Raw genomic sequence first — 25536 nt, 5'->3', positions numbered from 1 at the left:
ATCCCACAGGCAGTTTCCGAACGCATGAGCCTCGTCAAGAAATTCGCTACCGTCGCTTCCGGCACGTTGATGAGCCGCGCGCTCGGCTTCGGCCGCGAGATGCTGATGGCGGCCGCGCTCGGCACCGGGCCGGTCGCCGACGCTTTCAACGCCGCTTTCCAGTTTCCCAACACCTTCCGCCGGCTGTTTGCCGAAGGCGCCTTCAACGCCGCTTTCGTGCCGCTGTTCGCCAAGGAGATAGAGACGCATGGCACCGACGGGGCCAAGCGCTTTTCCGAGGAAGTGTTCGGTGTGCTGTTCTCCGCGCTGCTGGTGCTGACGATCGCCATGGAACTGGCGATGCCGCTGATCGTGCGCTACCTCGTGGCGCCGGGCTTTGCCGAAACGCCCGGCAAGTTCGAGACCACCGTCCAGCTCGCGACGATCATGTTCCCCTATCTCATCTGCATGTCGCTCGCCGCCATGATGGCCGGCATGCTGAATTCGCTGCGCCGCTATTTCGCCGCCGCCATCGCGCCCGCCTTCCTCAACATCATCCTGATCAGCGTGCTTGGCTATGCCTGGTATCATGGCCTGGATGCTCATGATGTCGGCTTTGCCCTGTCCTGGGGCGTGCTGGCCGCGGGCATCGTGCAGCTCGCGATCGTCTGGGTGGCGGTGCGCAACGCCGGCATCTCGATCGGTTTTCGCCGTCCGCACATGACGCCGAACGTCAAACGCCTGCTGATCCTGGCGCTGCCGGCGGCGATCACCGGCGGCATCACCCAGATCAACCAGCTGATCGGCACGGCGATCGCCTCGGCGCAAAACAGCGCGGTCTCCTCGCTCGCCTATGCCGACCGCGTCTACCAGCTGCCGCTGGGCGTGGTCGGCGTCGCGGTGGCGATCGTGCTGTTGCCGGAACTGTCGCGGGCGCTGAAGTCCGGCAACCTGATCGAGGCGGCCAATCTGCAGAACCGTTCTGTCGAGTTCACGCTGTTCATGACCCTGCCGGCCGCGGTGGCGCTGTGGGTGATGTCGGAGCCGATCGTGCGGCTGGTCTATGAGCGCGGCGCGTTCGCCGCCAACCATTCGACACCGACAGTGGCGGCGATCCTGGCCATCTTCGGCCTAGGCCTGCCCGCCTTCGTGCTGATCAAGGCCTTCACGCCGGGCTATTTCGCGCGCGAGGATACGCGCACGCCGATGATCTTCGCCGCCATTTCGGTGGGGGTGAACGTGATCACCGCGCTGACGCTGTTTCCCTCCATGGGAGCACCTGGCATCGCGGTGGCCTCGGCGGTGGCCGGCTGGGTCAACGCGCTGATGCTGCTTGCCGTGCTGATCCGGCGCGGCCATTGGGGCCGCGACGTGCCTTTGCTGAAGCGCATTCCGCGCCTCATCCTGTCGGCGGTGGTGATGGGCGTGGCGCTGTATTTCGCCGAGCACTGGCTGGCCGTCAGGCTCGGCCCCGGCTCACCACTGTTCGTCAAGGCGACGACGCTGCTGGCTCTGGTTGGTGGCGGGGCGCTACTCTATTTCGTCACCGCCTTCGCCATCGGCGGCGCCGATTTCGGCATGATCCGGCGCAATGTCGGACGCAGGGGGCCACCGGCACCTAAAGAACAGTCTCCAGATCCTTGAAGCCTGACTTCGGCCGTCGACAGGCATCAGTCTTCGCCAGACAATTCGTCACGGACTGTGCGTATCAGCGGTTCGTGTACCTATTTACTAGGCTGACGCGATTGCCAACACCTCTTGATCCCGCCGCACCCTTCGTCCATAAGCGCGCCGTCCAAAAGACTTTCGCCGCGCGCGAAACGGCCCTCCACAAGCCCTGAGGAAACCTCCATGTCCGCCTTCAAGCCACTCGTCTTTTCCGGCGTTCAGCCGACCGGCAATCTGCATCTCGGCAACTATCTCGGCGCCATCAAGAAATTCGTCGCGCTGCAGGACACGTCCGATTGCATCTACTGCGTCGTCGACCTGCACTCGCTGACCGCCCAGCTCGTCCATCAGGACCTTGCCGACCAGACACGCTCGATCACCGCGGCGTTCCTGGCCTCCGGCATCGATCCGAAGAAGCATATCGTCTTCAACCAGTCGCGGGTTATGCAGCACGCCGAACTCGCCTGGATCTTCAATTGCGTCGCGCGCATCGGCTGGATGAACAAGATGACGCAGTTCAAGGACAAGGCCGGCAAGGACCGCGAGAATGCCTCGCTGGGCCTGCTCGCCTATCCCTCGCTGATGGCCGCCGACATCCTGCTCTACCGCGCCACCCACGTGCCGGTTGGCGAGGACCAGAAGCAGCATCTGGAGCTGACCCGCGACATCGCGCAGAAGTTCAACAACGACTTCTCCGACCGCATCGCGGCCCTGGGCGTCGGCGTCGAGATGCAGGTTGGCGAAGAGACGGTGAACGGCTTCTTCCCGATCACCGAACCGGTCATCGGCGGACCGGCGGCGCGCATCATGAGCCTGCGCGACGGTTCCAAGAAGATGTCGAAATCCGACCCGTCGGACCTGTCGCGCATCAACCTGACGGACGACGCCGACACGATCTCGAAGAAGATCCGCAAGGCCAAGACCGACCCGGAAGCCTTGCCGGGCGAGGTCGACGGGCTGGAAGGCCGGCCGGAAGCGGAAAACCTGGTTGGCATCTACGCGGGTCTGGCCGAGATGTCGAAGGCCGACGTGCTGAAGGAATTCGGCGGCCAGCAGTTTTCCGTGTTCAAGCCGGCGCTGGCCGACCTTGCGGTGGAGAGACTGGCGCCGATCGCCGGCGAGATGCGCCGCATCCAGGGCGACAGCGCCTATGTCGACGCGGTGCTCAGGGATGGCGGCGAACGCGCCGGCACGCTCGCCGAGTCGACGATGAAGACCGTGCGCGACATTATCGGGCTGCTGCAGGACTGAGCCGTCCGCACCACGAGACGATGGCAGGCCTATACTGGCCCAAGACCGGCGGCTTGCCGCCGGTCCGCCGCGGTGGCAGATTGCGGCCGAAATGACACCGAGTAGATAGACATGGTCTCCAAACGCCTCAGCCGCGAAGCCGGTCATCGCCGGAAATTCCTGACGATCATCGACGACACGCCGGAATGCGAGCGCGCCGTCGCCTATGCCTCGAAGCGGGCGCAGAGCACCAGCGGCACGCTGGTGCTGCTCTATGTCATCGTGCCGGACGATTTCCAGCATTGGCTGGGTGTCGAGAAGATCATGCGCGAGGAGGCGACCGCAACGGCACGCGCGGCGCTGGACAGCTACGCCAACAAGGTGCGCCAGAAGCTTGGCATCGAACCGGAAATGGTGGTTCGCGAGGGCAAGCCGACCGAAGAGATCCACAAGCTGATCGAGGAAGACCAGGACATCGCCATCCTGGTTCTGGCGGCCGGCGCCGGCAAGGAAGGCCCCGGACCGCTGGTCGGTGCGGTGGCCGGCAAGGGTGCGGCCTTCCCCATTCCGGTGACCGTGGTGCCACAAAACCTTTCGGACGAGGAGATCGACAGCCTCGCCTGAGAAGTGTTGATATTCAGCCGAGGCCGGCCGACGGCCTCGCGTGAAGCCTGCCCGGGATTTTGGTCCCCAGCCAGCAAAAACATTCCGCCAGCCAGCTGTTCGGGCGACGCGTTTCGCTTGAATGTCCAGCCGATAGAGCCTATTTAGAACTATTCCAAACTAGCTGCCCGAACAGGGCATGGAGACGGCCATGTTCATCCAGACCGAATCGACGCCCAATCCGGCGACGCTGAAATTCCTGCCCGGCAAGGAAGTGCTGCTGGAAGGCACCGCCGATTTCCGTGATGCCGACAGCGCCGCGGCCGCCTCGCCGCTGGCTGGCCGGCTGTTCGAGATACCGGGCGTGACCGGCGTCTTCTTCGGCTATGACTTCATCACCGTGACCAAGGATGGTCCCGACTGGCAGCACCTGAAGCCGGCGATCTTGGGCGCCATCATGGAGCATTTCATGTCCGGCGCGCCTGTCATGGCAAGGACCGGACCGGCCGCCGAAACCAGCGAGACCGGCGAATTCTACGACAAGGCCGATGAAGAGCTCGTCGTCACCATCAAGGAACTCCTCGACACGCGCGTGCGCCCGGCCGTCGCCCAGGACGGCGGCGACATCACCTTCCGCGGCTTCGAGAACGGCACCGTTTTCCTGCACATGAAGGGCGCCTGCGCCGGCTGCCCGTCGTCGACGGCGACACTGAAGCATGGCATCCAGAACCTGCTTCGCCACTTCGTTCCCGAAGTGCAGCAGGTCGAACAGGTTTCGTAGACTTCCTCGAAATTCACCGTCTCGAGACAACAAAAAACCGGGCCGAATTGCCCGGTTTTTTGTTTGGGACGTCCGTTGTTGCCTAGACGGTCCGCGTACGAAACTTTGTCTTTCTCGCCATGCCCTGACGGGCAAGATCCTTACATCACGATGACCTTGGCGCCGACCGAGGCGCGGTCGTAGAGGTCGATAATGTCCTGATTCATCAGCCGGATGCAGCCCGACGACATCGCCTTGCCGATCGAATTCCATTCCGGGCTGCCGTGCAGGCGGTAGCCCATGTCGCCGCCCTTGTTGAACAGGTACATGGCGCGCGCGCCGAGCGGGTTCTTCAGGCCGGGATCCATGCCGTTGGCGAACTTGGCGAGTTCCGGCTGGCGCTTGATCATCTCGCGGGGCGGCGTCCAGGTCGGCCACTCGCGCTTCAGCGCGATATGGGCGGTGCCGTGCCACTCGAAGCCCTCGCGGCCGACGCCGATGCCATAGCGGATGGCGCGGCCGTCGCCTTCGACGAAGTAGAGGAACTTGTTCTGCGTATCGACGATGATGGTGCCCGGCTTTTCCTTGGTGTCGTAGTTCACCTCTTGCCGGTGATACTGCCTCGGCACCTTTTCGATCGGGATGCGCGGCAGCTGGTATCCGGCATCGGTCACCGCGCCGTAGTCGTTGGAGAAGATCTGCCCGCCGATGGTGCTGCAACCGGCGAGTGCAGTGGAGAGCGCCAGTGCGGCAATGACTGCTAGCGACTTCATGCGCATGAGGTGATCCGTGCCCCGCCAAAACCAGTGCGGCACGAGTCGGCCGCTTTGTCGCCTTCATTCATGCTGGCATTTGCTTTGCTTGCCAAGCACACGATGCCTATATGCGCAGACTTACGAGCTGGTATGCGTATCACTATGGCATTTCGGCAACAGCCCTCACCGGATTGTGAAGGAAATTCAATGAGGGCGACATCAAACGGTTACCTGGAATCGAGGATCGGCCATGAATGTGGGTGATGCAGCCAACCGGTCCGGCCTGCCGGCCAAGACCATCCGCTACTATGAGGAGATCGGCCTGATCGCGCCGGCGCGCGCCGCCAATGGCTATCGCGACTATTCCGGCGACGACATCCACCGGCTGGCCTTCCTGCGCCGGGCGCGCAACCTCGGCTTTTCCATCGAGGATTGTCGCCAGTTGATGGCGCTCTACAGGGATCGCGGGCGCGCCAGCCACGACGTGCGCGCCATCGCGGCGGCGCATGTCACGGCAATCGAGGAGAAGGTGCGCGAGTTGCAGTCGATGCGCGCGACCCTGCAGAAGCTGGTCCACGCCTGCCATGGCGACGAGCGGCCGGATTGTCCGATCTTGGATGACATGGCGGGGGGCGCCGTTTCTGCATCCGCCTGAAGGCGTGCGTTCTGCGCTGCTCGCCGAATGGCTTGACGACATGCTCGCGGATTGCGCATAGGTGCGGACAAGGTCTGAGGGCGGGACGGTGACGCATCGGTCTGCAAAACCGACGTAATGGGTTCAATTCCCATTCAGACCTCCAGCAACCGCGTCAATTTGCTTTGCTGTCCAAAATTCGCTGCTTTAAATCGAATCTGGCCAAGGCGTAGCGGCCGAATATCGTAAGGCGAAGGCCATCAAGGTGACCGCCATTGTCGCCGTAATCACCATGATCATACTGCCGGTGTTGGGGCTGGTTGTGTTCCTGTCTCGCAACCTTGAGATACATCAGCGACTTTTCGTATTCATCCTGGCAGTGGCTTTGAGCGTTCCCGCTAGCTTCGCGCTTTACCTGTGGCTTATCTTGGTGCTTTTTAACCACAATCCACAATGAGCCGCGTTCATCCGCTGGTTTGGGACCGGGTCACGATAGTGCCGTGCTTGTGATTGGTTTCATCTTATCATCGGGGCGCATGGTGACGTCGGCCAATCCGTGGCCTGCGGAGCGTCTGGAGCCATGCCACAAGACCCAATTCGAATTGACCAGTGTTGGGATAAGAACCCGTTGGTAATGCCATGGATGGAGCAATTCCTTCCTGCAAATCGCATGTGGCAAGACGCACTGGGAACGGTATTGTGGATATTTATTGTAACTTGTGTCGGTATGGCGCTCTTGAAGTTCGTTCTTCTGAATAACGTCGTAACCGGGATAATGTGCGTATTGCCGGGGGGTTATCTTTTAGGAAGCTTCAACAACAGAATGTCACGGGCACAGCGCAAATTTTTCCGCGCGAAGAGAGGTGAGGAAATAACTGTCAGCGTCGATAACGCAACTGGTTCAAACGGCTCCGTTGCGGAGAGGTAGCCGACAACCGTAAGGCGTGGGTCCGTCAAATGTATAATCGCCCCTCACGAACCGGGTTCAAACCGTGAACAAAATCTGGCATGGTGCCACCATGCCGATCATTTCCCCGATTCCCCTCAACCCGCTCATCGACGGCCGTCAGTCGGAGCGCGCCATGCTGGTGCGGCGCGGCGTGCAGCGGCTGCTGATGCAGATGGGCGCGCATGTCCTGCCTGAACTGTCGCTGGCGACCGGGCGGCGCGCCGACCTCGTGGCGCTGACGCGGCAGGGCGACATCTGGATCATTGAGATCAAATCCTCGATCGAGGATTTCCGGGTCGACCGCAAATGGCCCGATTACCGGCTGCACTCCGACCGCTTCTTCTTCGCCACCCATCCGGGTGTCCCGGCAGAGATCTTCCCGGAGGAATGCGGCTTCATCCTCTCCGACGGCTATGGCGCGGAAATCCTGCGCGATGCGCCGGAGCACCGCATGGCGGCTGCGACACGCAAGGCGCTGATGCTGCGGATAGCGCGCGCGGGCGCCGCGCGCCTGCTGGCGGCGGAACTGGCCGGCGTCTCGGTGCCGGCGCTGGAGGGGGAGAGCGAGTAGTTCGCAGATCTTGGGTTCCTCGCCCCACGAAGTGGGGAGAGGTGGCCCGGCGAAGCCGGGACGGAGAGGGGCAGCGCTGCGTCCGAGTATTGTTGCGTCAAAGGCCAGACAGACGTCGTAACATGGCCAGTCTGGCACTCTATTCCTCACCGCCCTGGCTTCGCGGAGGTCGTCCCCCTCTCCGTCCCGGCTTCGCCGGGCCACCTCTCCCCCGCCTTGCGGGGGCGAGGAACCAGGCTTGTTGACGGACTCTACTCCTCGCCCTCGTCCACCCCACCGGCAGCCGGCGCCATAAGCAATACGGCGGCGCCAAGAATGGCGGCGACAAGCGAGCCGGCGAGGATGCCGACCTTGACCGCATCCTGCAGCGCCACATCGCTGGCGAAGGCGAGCAGGCCGATGAACAGGCTCATGGTGAAGCCGATGCCGCAGAGCAGCGAGACGCCGAGCATGTGTGACCAGCCGGCGTTGGCCGGCAGGTCGGCAAGGCCGAAGCGGATGGCAAGCGCGGAGGAACCGAAGACACCGACCAGCTTGCCGATGACCAGGCCCGCGGCGACGCCCAGCGTCAGGGGTTCGATCAGCGCGCCGAAGCTGAGGCCGGCGAGCGAGACGCCGGCATTGGCGAAGCCGAAGATCGGGATGATGAAGAAAGGCACGATCCTGTGCAGGCCATGTTCGAGCCGGTGCAGCGGCGAATGGTCGAGATCATGGCCGAGGCCCGGTGAGCGTTCGAGCGGAATGGTGAGCGCCAGCGCCACGCCGGCGAGCGTGGCATGGACGCCCGATTTCAGCACCAGAACCCACAGGATGGCGCCGAGCACCAGATAGGGCACGAGGCTCATGACCCGCATGCGGTTGAGCACGATGAGCACGGCAATGACGGCAAAGGCCGCCGCGAGATAGGCCAGCGACAGGCCGCTGGTGTAGAAGATGGCAATGATGATGACCGCGCCTAGATCGTCGATGATGGCAAGCGCGGTGAGGAATACCTTCAGCGAGGCCGGAACGCGGCTGCCGAGCAGCGACAGCACGCCGAGCGCGAAGGCGATGTCGGTGGCGGTCGGGATCGCCCAGCCGGAGAGTGCGGGACCGTTGTTTCGATTGATGGCGACGTAGACCAGGGCCGGCACCACCATGCCGCCGGCCGCCGCGATGCCCGGCAGCACCCGGCGTGGCCAGGTCGAAAGCTGCCCGTCCAGCATCTCGCGCTTGATCTCCAGCCCGACGAGCAGGAAGAACACCGCCATCAGCCCGTCATTGACCCAGTGCGAGACGCTGAGCGGGCCGAGATAGGCGTGCAGGGCCGAGAAATAGGTTTCGGCAAGCGGCGAGTTCGCAACGATGAGCGCCAATGCAGCCGCCACCATCAGGATGATGCCGCCGGCCGCCTCGCTGTCGAGGAATTCGCGGAAGACGGATACCGGCCGCTGCTTCTGATCCTGCATGTCGCCTCCTGATTTTTGCCGGGCGTCGGCAGCGTCACTCGCTGCCGGCCCCTCAAGGCTCTAGAGCGATGGCTCTCAGCGCGGCGCGCGCTTGGCCAGAATCCGCTGAAGCGTACGGCGATGCATGTTGAGCCGGCGCGCGGTCTCGGACACGTTGCGTTCGCACATTTCGTAAACGCGCTGGATATGCTCCCAGCGCACGCGGTCGGCCGACATCGGGTTTTCCGGCGGCGCCGCGCGCTCGCCTGTCGTGCGGGTGAGCGCGGCGAAGACATCGTCGGCATCGGCCGGCTTCGACAGGTAGTCGACAGCGCCGAGCTTCACCGCCGTGACCGCGGTGGCGATGTTGCCGTAGCCGGTCAGGATGATGGTGCGGGAATCCTGGCGCTTTTCGCGGATGGCGGCGACGACGTCGAGGCCGTTGCCGTCGCCGAGCCGCATGTCCACCACGGCGTAGGCCGGCGGGTTGGCGCGCGCCTTGCCCACCGCCTCCTCGACGCTCTCGGCGGTCTCGACCACGAAGCCCCTGGTTTCCATGGCGCGGGCGAGACGGGTGAGGAATGGTTTGTCGTCATCGACGATCAGAAGCGAGGTGTCCTCGCCCTCGACCATTGCGCCAATATTTTCATCACCTGTCATCGTCTGGAAATTCCTGCTGCCTTAATTTTACGCAGATATAGTTTTGCGCCGCTATTGTCCAATTTACGCAGTGTCAAACATGGTGGCCGGAGCCGATTCCGGGTTCAGGAAGACGCTTCTCGGCCACGAAATCTGCACCACCGCCCCCTCGCCCAGGCCACTTGAATTGCGAAAATCCAGCGTTGCGCCCGAACGCTCGAGCAGTGTCTTGGCGATGAACAGGCCAAGCCCGAGGCCGCCGCCGGCCTCCGTGCCCTGCCGCGTCGACATGTAGGGTTCGCCGATGCGGTCGATGATCTCGGGTGGAAAACCCGGCCCGTCATCGATGATCGAGAAAGAGACAGTGGCCTCGTCCCAGCTCCAGCGCACGGTGACGCTCTTGCGGGCGAAATCGACGGCGTTCTCGACCAGGTTGCCGAGGCCGTAGATGACGCCCGGGTTGCGGCGACCGACCGGCTCCGGGCCGGCGCGGTCGTCCGGGCGGAGCTTGATCGAGATGCCGAAGTCGCGATGCGGCGCGGTAATCTCCTCGACCAGGGAGGTGAGCGGCAGGCGGGAAAGATGCGCCTCGCCTTCGGACGACAGGCTGGTCAGGCGCTTGAGGATTTCGCGGCAACGCTCGCTCTGCGAACGCAGCAGCGTGACATCGTCGCCGTATTTCGGATCCTTGCCGAGCGCCTTTTCCATCTCCTTGGCGACCAGGGTGATGGTGGCAAGCGGCGTGCCGAGTTCATGCGCGGCGGCCGCTGCCAGCCCATCGAGCGCGGACAAATGCTGCTCGCGCTGCAGCACCAGTTCGGTGGCGGCGAGCGCATTGGCCAGAAGCCGGGCCTCGGCGGCCACGCGGAAGGCGTACATCGCCGTGAAGGCGATCGAGGACAGCACAGCCATCCACATGCCGGCGACATAGATGAAGGGCATCACCAGCGGCGCGCCTTCGTTCCATGGCAGGGGCAGGTGGATGAACACGAGAAAGGTCGCCGCTATCATCACCAGCCCGCCCAGTATGGCGGTCAGGCGCAAGGGCAGCGACGTCGCGGAAATGACGACGGGCACCGTCATCAACAGCGAGAACGGGTTGGTCAGGCCGCCGGTCATGTAGAGCAGCCCGGCGAGTTGCAGGCTGTCGAAGATCAGGATGCCGAAAGCGGCGAAGGGCGTGAGCCGGTGCGCGGCCGGAAACCGGAAGGCAAGGAAGAGGTTCATCCAGGCCGAACAAGCGATCAGCGCGAAACACAGGCTGACCGGCAGGGGGAATTTCAGGCCATAGGCCACGACGAGCACCGTCACGCTCTGCCCGACGATGGCAAGCCAGCGCAGCCGGATCAGCGTGTTGAGACGCAGCCGCTGGCTCTGCTGGAAATCGGGGGAACGCAAGACGTTGATCATGACGAATGGATTACAACCGCGGGAGCATGAACGCTAGGTCCCGCGCGGTTTTGCGCGGTTGGTGGCGGCGGCAAGCAGAGGGTTTTCCGGCCAGACATGACGGGGGTAGCGGCCGCGCATGTCGGTGCGCACGTCGGCCCAGGAGCCGCGCCAGAAGCCCGGCAGGTCGCGAGTCGTCTGGATCGGCCGGTGCGCGGGCGACAGGAGTTCGAGCGTCAGCGGCACCGTGCCATTAGCGACCGATGGATGGCGATCGAGCCCGAACAGTTCCTGGACCCGGACCGCCAACACCGGCCATTCGCCGTCATAGCGTATCGGCAGATGGCTACCCGACGGCGCATCGAAATGCGTCGGCGCCAGCGTCTCGATGCGGCGCTGCAGGTCGTGCGGCACGAGCGACATCAGGCCGGCCGTGACGGCACCGGGATCGATGGCGCCAAAGGACGCCGCCCCCGACAGGAACGGCAGCAGCCAGTCGTCGAGGCGCTCGATGAGCGCTTCGTCGGACATTTCGGGCCACGGTGCGCCGAGGCCGCGATGCAGCCAGGACAGACGCTGGCGCAGCGTTTCGGCGTCCTTGCTCCAGGTCAGCAGCGACAGGCCGTGTTCGCGGACCGCGTCGAGGATCGCCTGATCGGCATCGGCCCCGGACGGCGGCGGCAACATGCGCTCGGCGAGCGTGATGGCGCCAAGCCGGACGGTCTCGCGCACGCGCACGGCGCGGCGTTCACGGTCGAAGCTGGTCTGGCGGCGCGTTTCAATCCGGTCGCCTAGCGCGATGCGGACATCATCCTCACCGATCGCGGCGGCTGCGGCGATGCGCGCGTTCTGTGCCTTGCCCTGCAGGTCGGCGACGACCAGATACGGCTCGCCGGCCAGGGGGTCGGCGGCATCGAGCATGGCGCCGGAGCCGTTGGCCAGGACAAAACGGCCACGCTCGCCGCGTGCCTTGGCGACACGATCCGGCCAGGCATGGATGAGCAAAGGACCAGCTCCACCCTCCCCCTTGTGGGGAGGGTCGGCGAGTGCGCCTTGCGCAGCAAGGCGCGGGAGACGGGGTGGGGGTGTGGCGCCCGGCCTGCCCCCACCCCGCTCCGCTTCGCGGATCGACCCTCCCCACAAGGGGGAGGGTGAGGAGCCACCCATCTGCCTGGCCAGCCTCTCGGCCAGTTGCCGCGCGGCGTTGGCGCGGGGTGATCTTTCACCGCGAAAGCGCATCAGCCGCCGTTCGAGGTCGGCCCCGTCGCCGCCCAATCCGCGTTCGGTCAGCAGCACCGCGAGCATCGCCGCTTCGCCGGCAAAACCGTTGCCAGCCGCCTCGGCGACCATATGCGCCAGCCGCACGGGCAAAGCGAGCTTGCGCATGGAAGCGCCTGCTTGCGTGAGACGCCCGGCCTCGTCGATGGCATGGAGCGAGCGCAACAGCACCCTTGCCTCCTTGAGCGCCGGCGCCGGCGGCGGGTCGAGGAAGGCAAGCGTCGCGGGATCGGCGACGCCGAAGGCGGCGCAATCAAGCAGCAGGCCGGAAAGGTCGGCCTCGAGGATTTCCGGTGGCGTGAAGGCCGGCAGCGCCGCCGTCTGTTCGGTACGCCAAAGCCGGATGGCGACGCCGGCCTGCGTGCGGCCGGCGCGGCCGGCGCGCTGGTCGGCGGAAGCCTTGCTGACGCGCACGGTTTGCAACCGGGTCAGGCCGCTGGCCGGTTCGTAGCGCGGCAGCCGCGACAGGCCGGAATCGATGACGACCCGCACGCCGTCGATGGTAATCGAAGTCTCGGCAATCGAGGTCGCCAGCACGACCTTGCGGCGCCCGGCCGGGGATGGCCTGATCGCCGCGTCCTGTGCCTTGCCGTCGAGCTGGCCATAGAGCGGCACGATGTCGGTGTCGGGGCCGAACCTGCCCTGCAGCCGCTCGGCGGTGCGCTCGATCTCGCGCTGTCCTGGCAGGAAAGCCAGGACGCTGCCGCTCTCATCGACGAGGGCGGAGCGGATCGCCCTGGCCATGGCGTCTTCGACCGGCACGCCGGCGGGCCGTTCGTCGTAGCGTATGTCGACCGGAAAGGCGCGGCCTTCGCTTTCGATCACCGGCGCGCCCGACAAAAGTTTCGCGACCCGCGCGCCGTCGAGCGTCGCCGACATCACGAGAAGGCGCAAATCCGGTCGCAGCGCGCCTTGCACGTCGAGCGCCAGGGCAAGACCGAAATCGCCGTCGAGCGAGCGCTCGTGGAATTCGTCGAAGATCACCGCAGAGATTCCGGGCAGTTCCGGGTCATCGAGGATCATGCGCGACAGCACGCCTTCGGTCACGACCAGGATCCTCGTACGGGCCGAGGTGCGGTTCTCCATGCGCATGGCGTAGCCGACGGTGCCGCCGGGCTCCTCGCCGATCAGTTCCGCCATGCGGCGGGCCGCGGCGCGGGCGGCGAGCCGGCGCGGTTCGAGCAACGCGATCTTGCCGGTGCCCAGCCAGGGTGCGTCAAGCAGCGCCAGCGGCACCAGTGTGGTCTTGCCAGCGCCAGGCGGCGCCACCAGCACGGCGCTGCTGCGGTCGCCAAGCGCGTCGCAAAGCGCGGGCAGCACGGCTGTGACCGGAAGCTCCGGCAAGGATTTCGTCGTCATGGCGTCCGCATATCAGCGGTCACGGTGGCCATGCAATGCGCGCGACGGCCGCCTGTTCAAAGCCTGGTGCGCGAAAACGGGTTCCAGCGCACGGTGCCGAGCCTGACTTCCTCGCGCACCATGGTCAACAGGCCGGAGCCGCCGACCACCGCGAGGCCGACCAGCGACAGCCAGTCCGGATATTCCTGGAAGAACAGCGCTCCAAGGATGACCGCCCAGACGATCTGCGAATAGTGCGTCGGCGCGATCCGGTTGGCCGGCGCGTATTTGGCGGCGAGCAATTGCATGAATTGGCCGCCGGCCGTAAAGGCGCCGGCCATCGCGAGCCAGACGAACTGCATGGCGCTCGGCAAGGTGAACGCAGTCGAGGCGGCGCCGACGCCGTTGAACAGCAGGCCGTAACCCACCAGCACGCCGAGCATCGACGTGCGCTTTTCCTGCTGGGCGAGCGACCGCAGCAGAATGACGCTGGTCGCGGCCAGAAAGGCATTCACGAAGGCGGCGAGATGGCCGAGATTGAGCTCGCGAAAACCCGGCCGCACCACCAGCATCACGCCGGCGAAGCCGGCGACCACGGCAAGCCAGCGCCACGGGCCGACCTTCTCCTTCAGGATGACGGTCGACAGGATTGTCACCAGCAAGGGCGCCAGGAAGATGAGCGCGTAGACCTCGGCCAGCGGAATATGGGTGAAGGCGTAAACGCTGAGAACGCCCGACGCGATGCCGGCAAAGGCGCGGGCCTGCACGGCCCATGGCCGCTTCATGCGCCAGAAGTCGCGCCAGCGTTCATCGGCGGGCCGGGTGAAGAACAGGAAACAGCCGGCGAACAGGGTCGAGAAGAAGCCGATCTCGAAGACGGTGAACTGTCCACCCAGGCTCTTGATAACGGCATCGCTGCCCGAATAGCTTGCATAGGCGATCAGGGCGAGCAGGATTCCGTTCGGCACGTTTTTGCATTTCCGGGAGAGAAGCGTTGAAAATACTGGCGCTCGGTGCGCATCCCGACGACATCGAGATCTTCATGTTCGGTACGATGGCCGCGTACGCGGCGCAAGGCGCAGAACTCATTTTTGCCGTGGCCACCGATGGTGCCAGGGGCGGCAAGGCCGATCCGGCCGTGCTGGCCGCCACACGCCGCGAGGAAGCGACGGCGGCGGCCGCGCTGCTTGGCGCGACGCCGCGCTTCCTCAATTTTCCCGACGGAGGGCTCCTGGCCGATGGCGCACTGATCGACATGTTGAAAACGCTGATCCGCCAGGTCGAACCGCATCTGGTGATCACGCACGCCCCGAACGACTATCACGCGGACCATCGGGTGCTGTCGGACGGCGTGCGCATCGCGGCCTCGTTCGCCGTCCCGGTCCTGCACGCCGACACGATGGGCGGCACCGGCTTTTCGCCGACGCATTATGTCGACATCTCCGCGTATCGGGATGTCAAGACGCAGGCGATCCGCGCGCATCGCTCGCAGATGCCGGAGCAATATGTCGAGCGGGCGCGTATCCAGAATGAATTCCGCGCCGGCCAGTGCAACGCCCTGCCCGGCTCGCTCGCCGAAGCGTTCCGCTTCGAGCCGACATTTCCGTTCGCCGACATACGCGCCCTGTTGCCGCCCGCCCCGCCCGTGCGGCCGGTGACACCGAACACGGCCGATGCCGGTCCAGCCCGCTGAGCGACGCCGGCGGATCTTCCGGCATTCATTTCCCAACGATTTCAATGACCCGTTTCGTCATGTTGCGGCGCAGCGACGAATTCGCTTGCCTTGTTTAGTAAAAATTGCATCACTAAACAAATTACTAAACATCTGCGGCGCAACGCGCCGCCATGTTTGGGCCCCTGAGGAGAGGGGTTGTCGGCATTTGAAACCCGTCATCCGGGCGTGTTTCGCAAATGGGAGGAAGGCATGAAATCGAGCTTGAAACTGGCGTTGGGACTGGCTTCGGCGATATCGGCGTCGGCAGCCGTCTCGAACGTCGCGCACGCTGAAGACCTGACGCTGTGCTGGGCCGCCTGGGACCCGGCGAACGCTCTCGTCGAACTGTCCAAGGACTTCACCAAGCAAACCGGCATCGGCATGAAATTCGAGTTCGTGCCGTGGACCAATTACGCCGACCGCTTCCTCAACGAGCTCAACTCGCACGGCAAGCTGTGCGACCTGATCATCGGCGACAGCCAGTGGATCGGCGGCGCCGCCGAGAATGGCCACTATGTCAAGCTGAACGACTTCTTCGACAAGGAGAAGATCAGCATGGACGATTTCGTGCCCGCCACCGTCGTCGGCTATTCGGAATGGCCGAAGAACACGCCGAATTACTGGGCGCTGCCAGCAATGGGCGACGTCGTCGGCTGGACCTACCGCAAGGACTGGTTCTCCAAGCCGGAGTTGCAGAAGGAATTCAAGGAAAAGTATGGCTGGGATCTCGGCCCGCCGACCACGTTCGACCAACTGAAACAGATCGCCGAGTTCTTCCAGAAGCGGCAGATCGACGGCAAGACCGTCTACGGTGCCTCGATCTATACCGAGCGCGGCTCGGAAGGCATCACCATGGGCGCCATGGACGTGCTCTACAGCTACGGCTTCCAGTATGAGAACCCGAAGAAGCCCTACGAGATGGAAGGCTTCGTCAATTCCGACAAGGCGGTGAAGGGGCTGGAGTTCTACAAGGCGCTTTACGACTGCTGCACGCCGCCCGGCGCCTCCAACAGCTACATGGGCGAAGGCGTAGACGCCTTCAAATCCGGCCAGGTGGCCATGCACATGAACTTCACCTTCACCTGGCCCGGCCTGCAGAAGGACGAAAATGTCGGCGGCGACAAGATCGGCTACTTCGTCAATCCGAAGGGTCCGGACGGCGACCAGTTCGCCCAGCTCGGCGGCCAGGGCATCTCGGTGGTGTCCTATTCGGACAAGCAGGAAGCGGCGCTGAAATACATCAAGTGGTTCGCCAACAAGGACGTGCAGGCCAAATGGTGGTCGCTCGGAGGCTATTCCTGCCTGAACGCCGTGGTGAAGGATCCGAACTTCCCCGCCAGCCAGCCCTACGCCCAGGCCTTCCTCGACTCGATGGCCATCGTGAAGGACTTCTGGGCCGAGCCGAGCTACGCGCCGCTGCTGCAGGCCTCGCAGAAGCGCTTCCATGACTATGTCGTGGCCGGCCAGGGCACGGCCAAGGAAGCGCTCGACGGCCTGGTCAAGGACTGGACGCAGATCTTCCAGGACGACGGCAAGATCTGAACGCTCCTCCCGAGCGGTCCCGAGGCGGGGATTTCAGGTCGATCCAACCTGAAATCCCCGCCTCGAAAATCGAAGAAACAGCCGTCCCGTGCCTGACTTGGCATGGGACGCGGTTCCGATAAATTCCATGACAGAGACGCCTCAAGTGACCGAAGCAGGAATGACCATGCTCAATCGGACCGCGGAGAACGTTGCCCGGGCGACACCGGAACCGTTGGCCCGCAAGGTTCGCGGCATCAGCGACAAGGGCCTCGCCTGGCTGTTCATCTCGCCGACGATCCTGTTGCTGCTCGCCATCAACATCTTCCCGCTATTCTGGGCGATCTATCTCTCCTTCACAAATTACCGCGCCAACCGGCCGAACGAGGTGGTGAAGAACCTTGGCCTTGCCAACTACCAGCGTATCCTCGGCGACAAGGATGTCTGGATCGCCATGCAGACGACGGCGCATTTCGTGTTCTGGACCATCTTGCTGCAGACGCTGATCGGCTTCACGCTGGCCTGGCTGATCGACCGCAAATTCCGCGGCCACGCCTTCTGGACGACGCTCATCCTGGTGCCGATGATGCTGTCGCCGGCGGTGGTCGGCAATTTCTGGCGCTTCCTCTACGAGCCGCAGATCGGCCTGTTCTCCTATGTCATCTCGTTCGTGTCAGGCATTCCGCCGACGGACATCCAGATGCTCTCCAACGTCTCCCTGGCGCCGTGGTCGATCATCATCGTCGATACCTGGATGTGGACGCCCTACGTGATGCTGATCTGCCTCGCGGGCCTGCGTTCGATCCCCGAATACATCTATGAGGCGGCCGAGGTGGACCGTGCTTCCAACTGGCGGCAGTTCTGGTCGATCACCCTGCCCATGGCGCTGCCCTTCATCATGCTGGCGGTGCTGTTCAGGGGCATCGAGAACTTCAAGATGTTCGACATGGTCAATCTCTTGACCGGCGGCGGGCCGGGCTCGACCACCGAGGTCGCCTCGATCACGCTGAAGCGGCAGGCGTTCGAAAGCTGGCGCACCGGCTATTCCTCGGCCTTCGCCATCATCCTGTTCGTCGCGGTGTTCGGTCTCGCCAACATCTACGTCAAGGCGCTCAACAAGGTGAAGCAGAGATGAGCCTGACCACTGCCCATTCCGTCGTCGCCCCGTCGGCGAATTCGAAGCGCTTCGCCGGCGCGATCATCATCGCCTATGCGCTGATCTCGATCGTGCCGCTGTTGTGGATCTTCGCCACCAGCTTCAAGACGCCACCCGATTCGATCGCCTATCCGCCCAAGATCGTCTTCCAGCCGAGCATCGAGGGCTACTGCAACCTGTTCACGACGCGCACAAGGCAGACGTCGGAATACATCAACTCGCTCGGACCGGCGACCGGCTTCTGCGACGAGACGGTGCGCAAGCGCAACATGGTGATCGCCGGGCCGTCCAATTTCCTGCCGCGCTTCGTCAACTCGCTGATCATCGCCTTCGGCTCGACCTTCTGCGCGGTGTTTCTCGGCACGCTCTCGGCCTACGGCTTCTCCCGCTTCAAGGTGCCGCTGGCCGACGACCTCCTGTTCTTCATCCTGTCGACACGCTTCATGCCGCCGATCGCGGTCGCCATTCCGATCTACCTGATGTACCGGGAACTCGGCCTGTCCGACACTGCGCTCGGCATGATCCTGCTCTACACCGCGGTCAATGTCTCGCTGGCGGTGTGGCTGCTGAAGGGTTTCATCGACGAGATTCCGCGCGAGTATGAGGAAGCCGCCATGATCGACGGCTATACCAGGCTGCAGGCCTTCTGGCGAACCGTGCTGCCGCAGGCCACGACCGGCATCGCCGCGACCGCCATCTTCTGCCTGATCTTCGCCTGGAACGAGTATGCCTTCGCCGCGCTCCTCACCTCCGGTACGGCGCAGACCGCACCGCCCTTCATTCCGACCATAATCGGCGAAGGCGGACAGGATTGGCCGGCGGTGGCCGCCGGCACCACCATCTTCCTGGTGCCGATCCTCGTCTTCACCATCCTGCTGCGCAAGCAATTGCTGCGTGGCATCACCTTCGGCGCGGTGCGCAAATGAGCATGACCAAAACGATCAAACGCAAGTCGCGCTGGCCGCGCTGGGCAAGGCGTGGCCTGATGGAAAACATCGCCACGGCGCTGATCGCCATCGGCTTCCTGATGCTGTTCCAGCCTTTCGCGCTGTCGCTCTACACCTATTCCTTCATCACCATGCTTGCCGGCACGGTGATGTTCATCATCGTCTCGAAATTCCCGGAATAGCCATGGCCGAGATCCGTGTTCAGAATCTGAGGAAGGCCTTCGGCGATTTCGTCGCCGTGCAGGATTCCAACTTCGTCGTCGAGGATGGCGAGTTCTTCGTCATGCTGGGACCCTCGGGCTGCGGCAAGACCACGACCCTGCGCATGATCGCAGGTTTGGAATTGCCGACCGGCGGCCAGATCCTGCTCGGCGGCGAGGACGTGACCATGCTCAGGGCGCGCGAGCGCGACATCGCCTTCGTCTTCCAGCTGTTCGCGCTCTATCCGCACATGAATGTGCGCAAGAACATCGGCTTCCCGCTGCTCGCACAAGGCATGCCGTCGGCCGAGATCCGCGCCCGCGTCGAGGAAACGGCGAAGCTTCTGCGCATCGACCATCTGCTCGACAGATCGGTGTCCGGCCTTGCCGGCGGCGATCGCCAGCGCGTGGCGCTCGGCCGCGCCATCGTGCGGCGGCCAAAATGCTTCCTGATGGACGAACCGCTCGGCACGCTCGACACCGAATTCCGCGACCTCATGGTGCATGAGCTGCGCGAGCTGCATAACCGCATCCATGCCACCACGGTCTATGTCACGCACGACCAGATGGAAGCGATGTCGATGGCCGACAAGATCGCGGTCATGAAACACGGCGTCATCGAACAGTTCGGCACGCCGCGCGAGATCTATGACCGCCCCGCCACCATGTTCGTCGCCGACTTCATCGGCTCGCCGCCGATGAATTTCCTCAAATTCGGTGGCGGGCTGGCAAAGGGCGCCAGGGAGATCGTCGTCCAGGGCGCAAAGGTCGCCGTGCCGGAAGTGCGCGAGGACATCGCGCCGGCCGACATGGCGCTCGGCATCCGCCCGGAACACATCCGCTTCGACGATGCCTCGAAGCTGCGCGGCGCCATCTATGGCACCGAATATCTCGGCACGACGCAGATCGTTGCCGTGGAGACGGCGGACGGCATCATCAAGGCGCGGGTGCCGGCCGAGATACGGCTCAATGCCGGTGACCATGTCGGGCTGACGCTGAACAGCGCGCGGCTGTCCCTGTTCGAAAGGGGCTCCGGCCGCGCGGTGAGGACCTCGATCCACGATACGGCCTCGGAGCGGAGAGTTCGGCATGGCTGACGTCCACATCAAGAACGTGACCAAGAGCTATGGCGACACTGTCGCCGTCGACGGTCTCGATCTGCACATAGCGGACGGCGAATTCGTCGTACTGCTAGGGCCGACCGGAGCCGGCAAGACGACGACGCTGCGGCTGATCGCCGGGCTGGAGCGGCCGGACGCCGGCACCATCGAGATCGGCGGCCATGACGCAACCGCGCTGTCGCCGGCCGAGCGTGATACGGCCTTCGTATTCCAGCAATATTCGCTCTATCCGCATCTGTCGGTTTTCGACAATCTCGCCTTCCCGCTGCGCTCGCCGGCGCGGAAAACCGGAGAAGACCAGATCCGCCGCCGGGTCGAAGAAGTGGCCAGGATGGTGCGCATCGACCACAAACTCGCCAACCGCTCCACCAAACTTTCGGGTGGCGAGATGCAGCGCGTCGCCATCGGCCGCGCGCTGGTGCGCAAACCGGCGATCTATCTGATGGACGAGCCGTTGTCTTCGCTCGACGCCAAGCTGCGCGCCGATCTGCGGCTCGAGTTGAAACGCATCCAGGCCGAGCTCGGCGCGACAATGCTCTATGTCACGCACGACCAGATCGAGGCGATGACCATGGCCGACCGTATCGGCATCCTCGCCGACGGCGTGCTGGTGCAGATCGGCACGCCGAGGGCGATCTATTCCGAACCGGCGAACCTGCACGTCGCGGCCCGGCTCGGCCAGCCTGCAATCAATCTCCTCCCCGCCGGCCTGTTGCCCGACGCCGATGCGCCGGCCGGAACCAGGACGATCGGTGCGCGCACCGAACATCTGGCGATCGAGAAGGCTGTCAACGGCCATGCCGACGGCGTCGTCGACTGGGTCGAGCATCTCGGCGACCAGAACCATCTGCATGTAACGGTGGGGCCGAAGAAGCTGGTAACCCTGACCGATCCCGATACCGATCTGGCGCAAGGCGACAGAGTGATGATCCGTTACCGTTCGCCGCTCTATTTCGGCGCCGATGGGCAGAGATTGATGTGACTGGTTGCCTGCGGTTCCCACCAACTGAGGACGCCGGTTCGATGACGATTGTGGATACGGGACGAATTCGATGAAGCACTTTTTCAACCGCAGGGAAACGATCGTCACCGAGGCGCTGGACGGCCTGTTGCGCACGATCGGCTCAGGCGAGCTTGCGCGCCTTGACGGCTATCCCGAGATCAAGGTCGTGCTGCGCGCCGGCTGGGAAAAGACGAAGGTCAGCGTCGTCTCCGGCGGCGGCGCCGGGCATGAACCCTCCCATGCCGGCTTTGTCGGCAAGGGCATGCTGACGGCGGCGGTCTCGGGCGAGATTTTCGCCTCGCCGAGCGTCGAGGCCGTGCTGGCCGCGATCCGCGCGGTCACCGGTCCGGCCGGCTGCCTGCTGATCGTCAAGAATTACACCGGCGACCGGCTGAATTTCGGCCTCGCCGCAGAAAAAGCGCGCGCCGAAGGTTTCCGTGTCGAAATGGTGATCGTCGCCGACGATATCGCGCTGCCGGACATTGCCCAGCCGCGCGGCGTCGCCGGCACGCTGTTCGTGCACAAGATCGCCGGCCATCTGTCGGAAGCAGGTCGTGACCTGACCGAGATCGCCGCGGCGGCGCGGTCGGCGGCGAAAGATATCGTCTCGCTCGGCATGTCGCTGTCGTCCTGCTCCATCCCCGGCCAGCCACACGAAGACCGGTTCGGCGAAAATGATGGCGAGCTCGGCCTTGGCATCCATGGCGAGCCAGGCGTCGAGCGCATCGCGGTGCAAAGTGCCGACCGACTGGTGGCGATCATGGCGGAGCGGCTGGCGGCGCGGCTCGACCCAAACGCCGCCCATGCCCTGCTGATCAACAATCTCGGCTCGGTGCCGCCGCTCGAGATGTCGCTCATAGCCAACGCGGTGCTCGCCTCGCCGCTGGCCGGTGCCGTCAAGCTGACGATAGGTCCCGGCCCGCTGATGACGGCGCTCAACATGAACGGCTTCTCGCTGTCGCTGATCAAGCTCGACGCTGCGCGCGAGGCTGCCTTGCTGGCGCCGGTCGGCCCGCATGCCTGGATGCCGGCAAAACCCGTTGCAGCGCCGACGCTCGTAGCCATGGCGAAGGCCGCCGGACAAGGCGCTGCCCGCAAGCCGAGCCAGGATGCCGGAGCCAGGCACCTGATCGTCACGGTCTGCGAAAAGCTGATTTCACTCGAAAACGCATTGAACGGGCTGGACGCCAAGGCGGGCGACGGCGATACCGGCTCGACGGTGGCGGCGGGCGCGCGCAGCGTTCTGGAGAGGCTCGATACATTGCCCTTGGCCAACCCCGCCGCGACCCTTGGCGCGATAGGCGACATATTGAGCGCTTCGATGGGCGGCTCCAGCGGCGTGCTGCTGTCGATCTTCTTCACTGCCGCCGGGCAGGCACGGGACGGTGGCGCGGGCATGGCCAAGGCGCTACTTGCCGGGCTTGAGCGGATGACCTTTTACGGCGGCGCCAAACCAGGCGATCGCACCATGGTCGACGCGTTGGAGCCGGCACTCAAGGCGCTCGATGCCGAGGGACTGCAGGAAGCCGCCGCGTCAGCCCGGCGCGGCGCCGAGGCAACGGCGGCGATGGAGAAGGCAAAGGCCGGACGGTCCGCCTATGTCGGCACCAAGTTGCAAGGCGTGGTCGACCCCGGCGCGCACGCCGTGGCCGAAGTGTTCGCGGCCGCAGCCGCGCAGCCTGTTTCGGCCTGACGCATGCTTGAGTTGTCGAATGAGCGTTCTTTCGTTACTGCCCTCAAGGCTGAAACCGGGAATTCGGGAGACATGGCGGCATTGGATCTCGCCAGGCTGATCAACGCTGCGGCGGACACCATCGCCGTGCATGCCGAGGAATTGACGGCGCTGGACCAGGCGATCGGGGACGGCGACCATGGGCTGAACATGAAGCGCGGCTTCGAGGCTGTGCGAGCCGAGGCTGGCGCCTTCAGCGCAAAACCGTTGCCCGAGGCCCTGAAAGCGATCGGCACCAAGCTGGTCATGACCGTGGGCGGCGCCTCCGGCCCACTGTTCGGCACATTGTTCCTGGCGCTGGGCAAGGAGATTTCAGCTGAACCCGATCGCGCCAGCTTGACGGCGGCTTTCGGCAAGGCGATCGAAGCGGTGGCGGCGCGCGGCAAGTCGCAGGTCGGCCAGAAGACCATGCTCGATGTGCTGCAGCCGGTGCATGACGCCCTGGCCGGCGGGAAGACGGCGGCCGAAACCGCAGAAATAGCCGATGCGGCCGCCGAAGCGACCGTGCCGATGAAGGCGCTGCGCGGCCGCGCCTCGTTCCTGGGCGAGCGTTCGATCGGCCACATGGATGCCGGCGCGCGCTCGACCGCGCTCTTGGTGCGCAGCGTCGGCGAAGCCATCGAGGCAGACGCATGAGCAATGTCGGGATCGTGATCGTGTCTCACTCGCCCCTGGTCGCGGAGGGCACCGCCGACATGGTACGCCAGATGGTCGGCGACGAAGTGCCGCTTGCATGGTGCGGCGGAAACGGCCATGGCGGACTCGGCACCAGTGTCGAGGCGATCATGGCCGCCATCGACAAGGCCTGGTCGGAAGCCGGTGTCGCCATACTGGTCGATCTCGGCGGCGCGGAGACCAATTCGGAAATGGCGGTGGAGATGATCGGCGAGCCACGTGCCCAGAAGATCATCGTCTGCAACGCGCCGATCGTCGAGGGCGCCGTCATGGCCGCGACGGAGGCGTCCGGCGGCGCCTCGCTCAGGGAAGTTGTGGCGACGGCGCATGAATTGTCGCCGTCGTGAGTGAACGGGAACATTAGATCTATGTCCGCAAGCGCCGAAGCGACCATCCTGATCACCCATGCGGTGGGTCTGCATGCGCGCCCCTCGGTGAAATTCACCAAGCTTGCCAAGAGCTTTGCCGCCGATATCGAAATTGCGCTGGCCGCCAACGGGCCGTGGTTCGATGCCAAGAGCATCGTCAAGGTGATGGCGGCCAAAGCGCCGAAAGGCACGCTGCTGCATATCAGGGCCAGCGGAGACGACGCCGGGGATGCCGTCGAGGCGCTGGTCGATCTGGTGCGGCGCGACTTCGACGAAGGCGCGGACCATGCCCGCTCCGCTTAGGCTTCAGGGCATTCCTGCCTCGGCCGGCTACGCCGAGGGGCCGCTGTTCGACATCGACCGGCCGCCGGCCGCCTACGCCGGCAAGGCCAGTTCCGAGGAGGAGCGGACATCGCTGCAAGCCGCGATCGGCAAGGCGGTGAGCCGGCTGGTCGCCATGGTTGAAGCCTCCGACAGCGACGCCGCCGGCATCCTGGAATTCCACATCGCCATGCTGGAAGACGACGCGCTGAGCGGACCGGCCTTCGCCGCGATCAACTCGGGCCTGCCGGCCGACCTCGCCTGGCGGCAGGCACTCGATGCCGAGATCGCCGGCTACACGGCCTCGGAGCAGGACTATTTTCGCGCGCGCGCCACGGATCTGCTCGATATCAGGGACCAGGTGCTGCGCGCGCTGACGGATGACGGTGGCGGCGCGGCGCCGATCGGCGCCATCCTGTATGGCGAGGACATCGCCCCGACCCGGTTCCTCGAGACCGACTGGAGTGCCGGCGGCGGCATCGCACTGAAGGCAGGCAGCGCGGCGAGCCATGTCGCCATGCTGGCGCGCTCGCGCGGTGTTCCCATGGTCGTGGGGCTCGTCGATCCGCCCGCAGCACCCGCCGGCATCGCGCTGCTCGACGCCGAACACGGCAGTATCGTCCTTGCCCCCTCAGCCACGGAGACCGGTTCGTTCCGGGAAGCGCTGTCGGCCTTTGCCGGGCGTCAGGTCAACGCACGGACCTTCCTGGCCCAGCCGGCGAAGACCAGGGCTGGTACCGCCGTGCGTGTCCAGGTCAACATCGCCTACCCCGACGATGTCGACGGCATCGATATCGCGACCTGCGATGGCGTCGGCCTGATGCGCACGGAATTCCTGTTCGGCAAGACGCTGCCGGATGAGGAGACGCAGTATCGCGCCTATCGCAAGGTCCTGGAGTGGGCGGGCGCGAAACCAGTGACGATCCGCACCGTCGATGCCGGCGGCGACAAGCCGGTGCCGGGCTTCACGGTCGAAGAGGGCAATCCGTTCCTCGGCCTGCGCGGCATCAGGTTGTCGCTGACGCGGCTCGACATATTCCGCGTCCAGATAAGGGCATTGCTGCGCGCGGCCGTACACGGCAATCTGAAAGTGATGTTTCCGATGATCGCCATGGCCGAGGAATATGCGCGCGCGGCCGCCTTGTTCGCGGAAGAGCAGGCCGGCCTTGTCGCGCGCGGCGTCGCGCAACTGATGCCGCCGCTCGGCATCATGGTCGAGGTGCCATCGGTGGCGATCGCGCCTGAGGCGTTCGCCGGCGTCGCCTTCCTGTCGATCGGCTCCAACGACCTCACGCAGTATGTGATGGCCGCGGCACGGGACAATGCGGCCGTGACGCATCTCAACAGTGTCCTTCATCCCGCCGTCCTGCGGCTGATCGGTTCGGTGGCAGTCTTTGGCCGCGAGCATGGGATTGCGGTCAGCCTCTGCGGCGATGCCGGCGGCGACCCTGCCTCCATACCGGCGCTGATCGAAGCCGGCCTGCGCGATCTGTCCGTCGCGCCAGCCCAGCTCGCAATGGCCAAGGCGGCCATATCAGAAGTCCCGGTCTAGGCGGCT

At 64.6% G+C, this 25536-nt stretch carries 25 protein-coding genes and 1 tRNA gene; 19 read left to right on the top strand and 7 right to left on the bottom strand.

Annotated features, from left to right (window positions below):
• Window positions 1-24 precede the first annotated feature (24 nt).
• The 4 genes from murJ to FFS37_RS01910 all read left to right on the top strand — a co-directional run bounded on the left by murJ (window position 25) and on the right by FFS37_RS01910 (window position 4261).
• Window positions 25-1623, top strand: a complete 1599-nt coding sequence (gene murJ / locus FFS37_RS01925) for a murein biosynthesis integral membrane protein MurJ (protein ID WP_137929235.1) — start codon at window positions 25-27, stop codon at window positions 1621-1623.
• Window positions 1624-1830: 207 nt separating this feature from the next.
• Window positions 1831-2898, top strand: coding sequence for a tryptophan--tRNA ligase (gene trpS, locus FFS37_RS01920; RefSeq protein WP_137929234.1), 1068 nt, complete (start codon window positions 1831-1833; stop codon window positions 2896-2898).
• Between the two features lie 111 nt (window positions 2899-3009).
• Complete coding sequence (locus tag FFS37_RS01915; protein WP_137929233.1) at window positions 3010-3501, top strand: universal stress protein; 492 nt, start codon at window positions 3010-3012, stop codon at window positions 3499-3501.
• A 190-nt stretch (window positions 3502-3691) separates the two neighbouring features.
• Complete coding sequence (locus FFS37_RS01910) at window positions 3692-4261, top strand: NifU family protein (RefSeq protein ID WP_137929232.1); 570 nt, start codon at window positions 3692-3694, stop codon at window positions 4259-4261.
• A 140-nt stretch (window positions 4262-4401) separates the two neighbouring features.
• Here the strand turns inward: FFS37_RS01910 and FFS37_RS01905 are convergent, their stop codons facing one another.
• Window positions 4402-5019: a L,D-transpeptidase gene (locus tag FFS37_RS01905; RefSeq protein WP_137929231.1), complete on the bottom strand. Its 618-nt coding sequence runs from the start codon at window positions 5017-5019 to the stop codon at window positions 4402-4404.
• 226 nt (window positions 5020-5245) lie between these two features.
• Between FFS37_RS01905 and cueR the strand changes: the two genes are divergently transcribed.
• Entirely contained in the window at window positions 5246-5650 is a 405-nt protein-coding gene (gene cueR, locus FFS37_RS01900; protein ID WP_137929230.1) for a Cu(I)-responsive transcriptional regulator, read from the top strand.
• A gap of 71 nt (window positions 5651-5721) precedes the next feature.
• Window positions 5722-5795: transfer RNA gene (locus FFS37_RS01895), tRNA-Cys, on the top strand.
• A gap of 9 nt (window positions 5796-5804) precedes the next feature.
• Here the strand turns inward: FFS37_RS01895 and FFS37_RS01890 are convergent.
• Window positions 5805-6083: a hypothetical protein gene (locus FFS37_RS01890; protein ID WP_137929229.1), complete on the bottom strand. Its 279-nt coding sequence runs from the start codon at window positions 6081-6083 to the stop codon at window positions 5805-5807.
• Window positions 6084-6648: 565 nt separating this feature from the next.
• Between FFS37_RS01890 and FFS37_RS01885 the strand changes: the two genes are divergently transcribed.
• A complete protein-coding gene (locus FFS37_RS01885) occupies window positions 6649-7149 on the top strand; it encodes an MmcB family DNA repair protein (protein WP_137929228.1) in 501 nt (166 codons plus the stop codon).
• Window positions 7150-7400: 251 nt separating this feature from the next.
• Here FFS37_RS01885 and nhaA read toward each other — a convergent pair whose 3' ends face one another.
• From nhaA to FFS37_RS01860, 5 genes are all read right to left on the bottom strand, one after another.
• On the bottom strand, window positions 7401-8597 hold the full coding sequence (gene nhaA, locus FFS37_RS01880) for a Na+/H+ antiporter NhaA (RefSeq protein ID WP_137929227.1): 1197 nt from the start codon (window positions 8595-8597) through the stop codon (window positions 7401-7403).
• Window positions 8598-8672: 75 nt separating this feature from the next.
• The gene (locus FFS37_RS01875; RefSeq protein ID WP_137929226.1) at window positions 8673-9236 is read right to left on the bottom strand and encodes an ActR/PrrA/RegA family redox response regulator transcription factor; all 564 of its coding nucleotides are present in this window, start codon (window positions 9234-9236) and stop codon (window positions 8673-8675) included.
• Window positions 9237-9299: 63 nt separating this feature from the next.
• Window positions 9300-10625: an ActS/PrrB/RegB family redox-sensitive histidine kinase gene (locus FFS37_RS01870; RefSeq protein WP_137929225.1), complete on the bottom strand. Its 1326-nt coding sequence runs from the start codon at window positions 10623-10625 to the stop codon at window positions 9300-9302.
• Window positions 10626-10658: 33 nt separating this feature from the next.
• Complete coding sequence (gene hrpB / locus FFS37_RS01865) at window positions 10659-13241, bottom strand: ATP-dependent helicase HrpB (protein WP_137929224.1); 2583 nt, start codon at window positions 13239-13241, stop codon at window positions 10659-10661.
• A 56-nt stretch (window positions 13242-13297) separates the two neighbouring features.
• Window positions 13298-14188 carry a DMT family transporter gene (locus FFS37_RS01860; protein ID WP_137929223.1) on the bottom strand — a complete coding sequence of 297 codons (891 nt, stop codon included), beginning with the start codon at window positions 14186-14188 and terminating at the stop codon, window positions 13298-13300.
• Between the two features lie 26 nt (window positions 14189-14214).
• Between FFS37_RS01860 and FFS37_RS01855 the strand changes: the two genes are divergently transcribed.
• The 12 genes from FFS37_RS01855 to FFS37_RS01800 all read left to right on the top strand — a co-directional run bounded on the left by FFS37_RS01855 (window position 14215) and on the right by FFS37_RS01800 (window position 25530).
• A complete protein-coding gene (locus FFS37_RS01855; RefSeq protein ID WP_137929222.1) occupies window positions 14215-14913 on the top strand; it encodes a PIG-L deacetylase family protein in 699 nt (232 codons plus the stop codon).
• A gap of 231 nt (window positions 14914-15144) precedes the next feature.
• Window positions 15145-16476, top strand: coding sequence for an ABC transporter substrate-binding protein (locus FFS37_RS01850; protein ID WP_137929221.1), 1332 nt, complete (start codon window positions 15145-15147; stop codon window positions 16474-16476).
• Between the two features lie 166 nt (window positions 16477-16642).
• Window positions 16643-17590 carry a carbohydrate ABC transporter permease gene (locus tag FFS37_RS01845; RefSeq protein WP_137929220.1) on the top strand — a complete coding sequence of 316 codons (948 nt, stop codon included), beginning with the start codon at window positions 16643-16645 and terminating at the stop codon, window positions 17588-17590.
• Window positions 17587-18537: a carbohydrate ABC transporter permease gene (locus tag FFS37_RS01840; protein WP_137929219.1), complete on the top strand. Its 951-nt coding sequence runs from the start codon at window positions 17587-17589 to the stop codon at window positions 18535-18537. Before FFS37_RS01845 ends, FFS37_RS01840 begins: the two co-directional genes overlap by 4 nt.
• The gene (locus FFS37_RS01835; protein WP_137929218.1) at window positions 18534-18740 is read left to right on the top strand and encodes a hypothetical protein; all 207 of its coding nucleotides are present in this window, start codon (window positions 18534-18536) and stop codon (window positions 18738-18740) included. Before FFS37_RS01840 ends, FFS37_RS01835 begins: the two co-directional genes overlap by 4 nt.
• A gap of 2 nt (window positions 18741-18742) precedes the next feature.
• Window positions 18743-19855, top strand: coding sequence for an ABC transporter ATP-binding protein (locus tag FFS37_RS01830; RefSeq protein ID WP_137929217.1), 1113 nt, complete (start codon window positions 18743-18745; stop codon window positions 19853-19855).
• Entirely contained in the window at window positions 19848-20861 is a 1014-nt protein-coding gene (locus FFS37_RS01825) for an ABC transporter ATP-binding protein (RefSeq protein WP_137929216.1), read from the top strand. Before FFS37_RS01830 ends, FFS37_RS01825 begins: the two co-directional genes overlap by 8 nt.
• Before the next feature lie 70 nt (window positions 20862-20931).
• Complete coding sequence (locus tag FFS37_RS01820; protein ID WP_137929215.1) at window positions 20932-22575, top strand: dihydroxyacetone kinase subunit DhaK; 1644 nt, start codon at window positions 20932-20934, stop codon at window positions 22573-22575.
• 72 nt (window positions 22576-22647) lie between these two features.
• Complete coding sequence (dhaL, locus tag FFS37_RS01815; protein WP_137929214.1) at window positions 22648-23250, top strand: dihydroxyacetone kinase subunit DhaL; 603 nt, start codon at window positions 22648-22650, stop codon at window positions 23248-23250.
• Window positions 23247-23636: a dihydroxyacetone kinase phosphoryl donor subunit DhaM gene (gene dhaM, locus FFS37_RS01810; RefSeq protein ID WP_137929213.1), complete on the top strand. Its 390-nt coding sequence runs from the start codon at window positions 23247-23249 to the stop codon at window positions 23634-23636. The genes dhaL and dhaM overlap by 4 nt, the downstream gene beginning before the upstream one ends.
• A gap of 21 nt (window positions 23637-23657) precedes the next feature.
• Complete coding sequence (locus FFS37_RS01805; RefSeq protein WP_137929212.1) at window positions 23658-23960, top strand: HPr family phosphocarrier protein; 303 nt, start codon at window positions 23658-23660, stop codon at window positions 23958-23960.
• The gene (locus tag FFS37_RS01800) at window positions 23944-25530 is read left to right on the top strand and encodes a phosphoenolpyruvate--protein phosphotransferase (RefSeq protein WP_137929211.1); all 1587 of its coding nucleotides are present in this window, start codon (window positions 23944-23946) and stop codon (window positions 25528-25530) included. The genes FFS37_RS01805 and FFS37_RS01800 overlap by 17 nt, the downstream gene beginning before the upstream one ends.
• Window positions 25531-25536: the final 6 nt, after the last annotated feature.

The organism is Mesorhizobium comanense, assembly GCF_005503535.1.
GTDB lineage: Bacteria > Pseudomonadota > Alphaproteobacteria > Rhizobiales > Rhizobiaceae > Mesorhizobium > Mesorhizobium comanense.
Note: the sequence above shows the minus strand (reverse complement) of the source record. Positions and strands in the feature narration are given on the sequence as shown.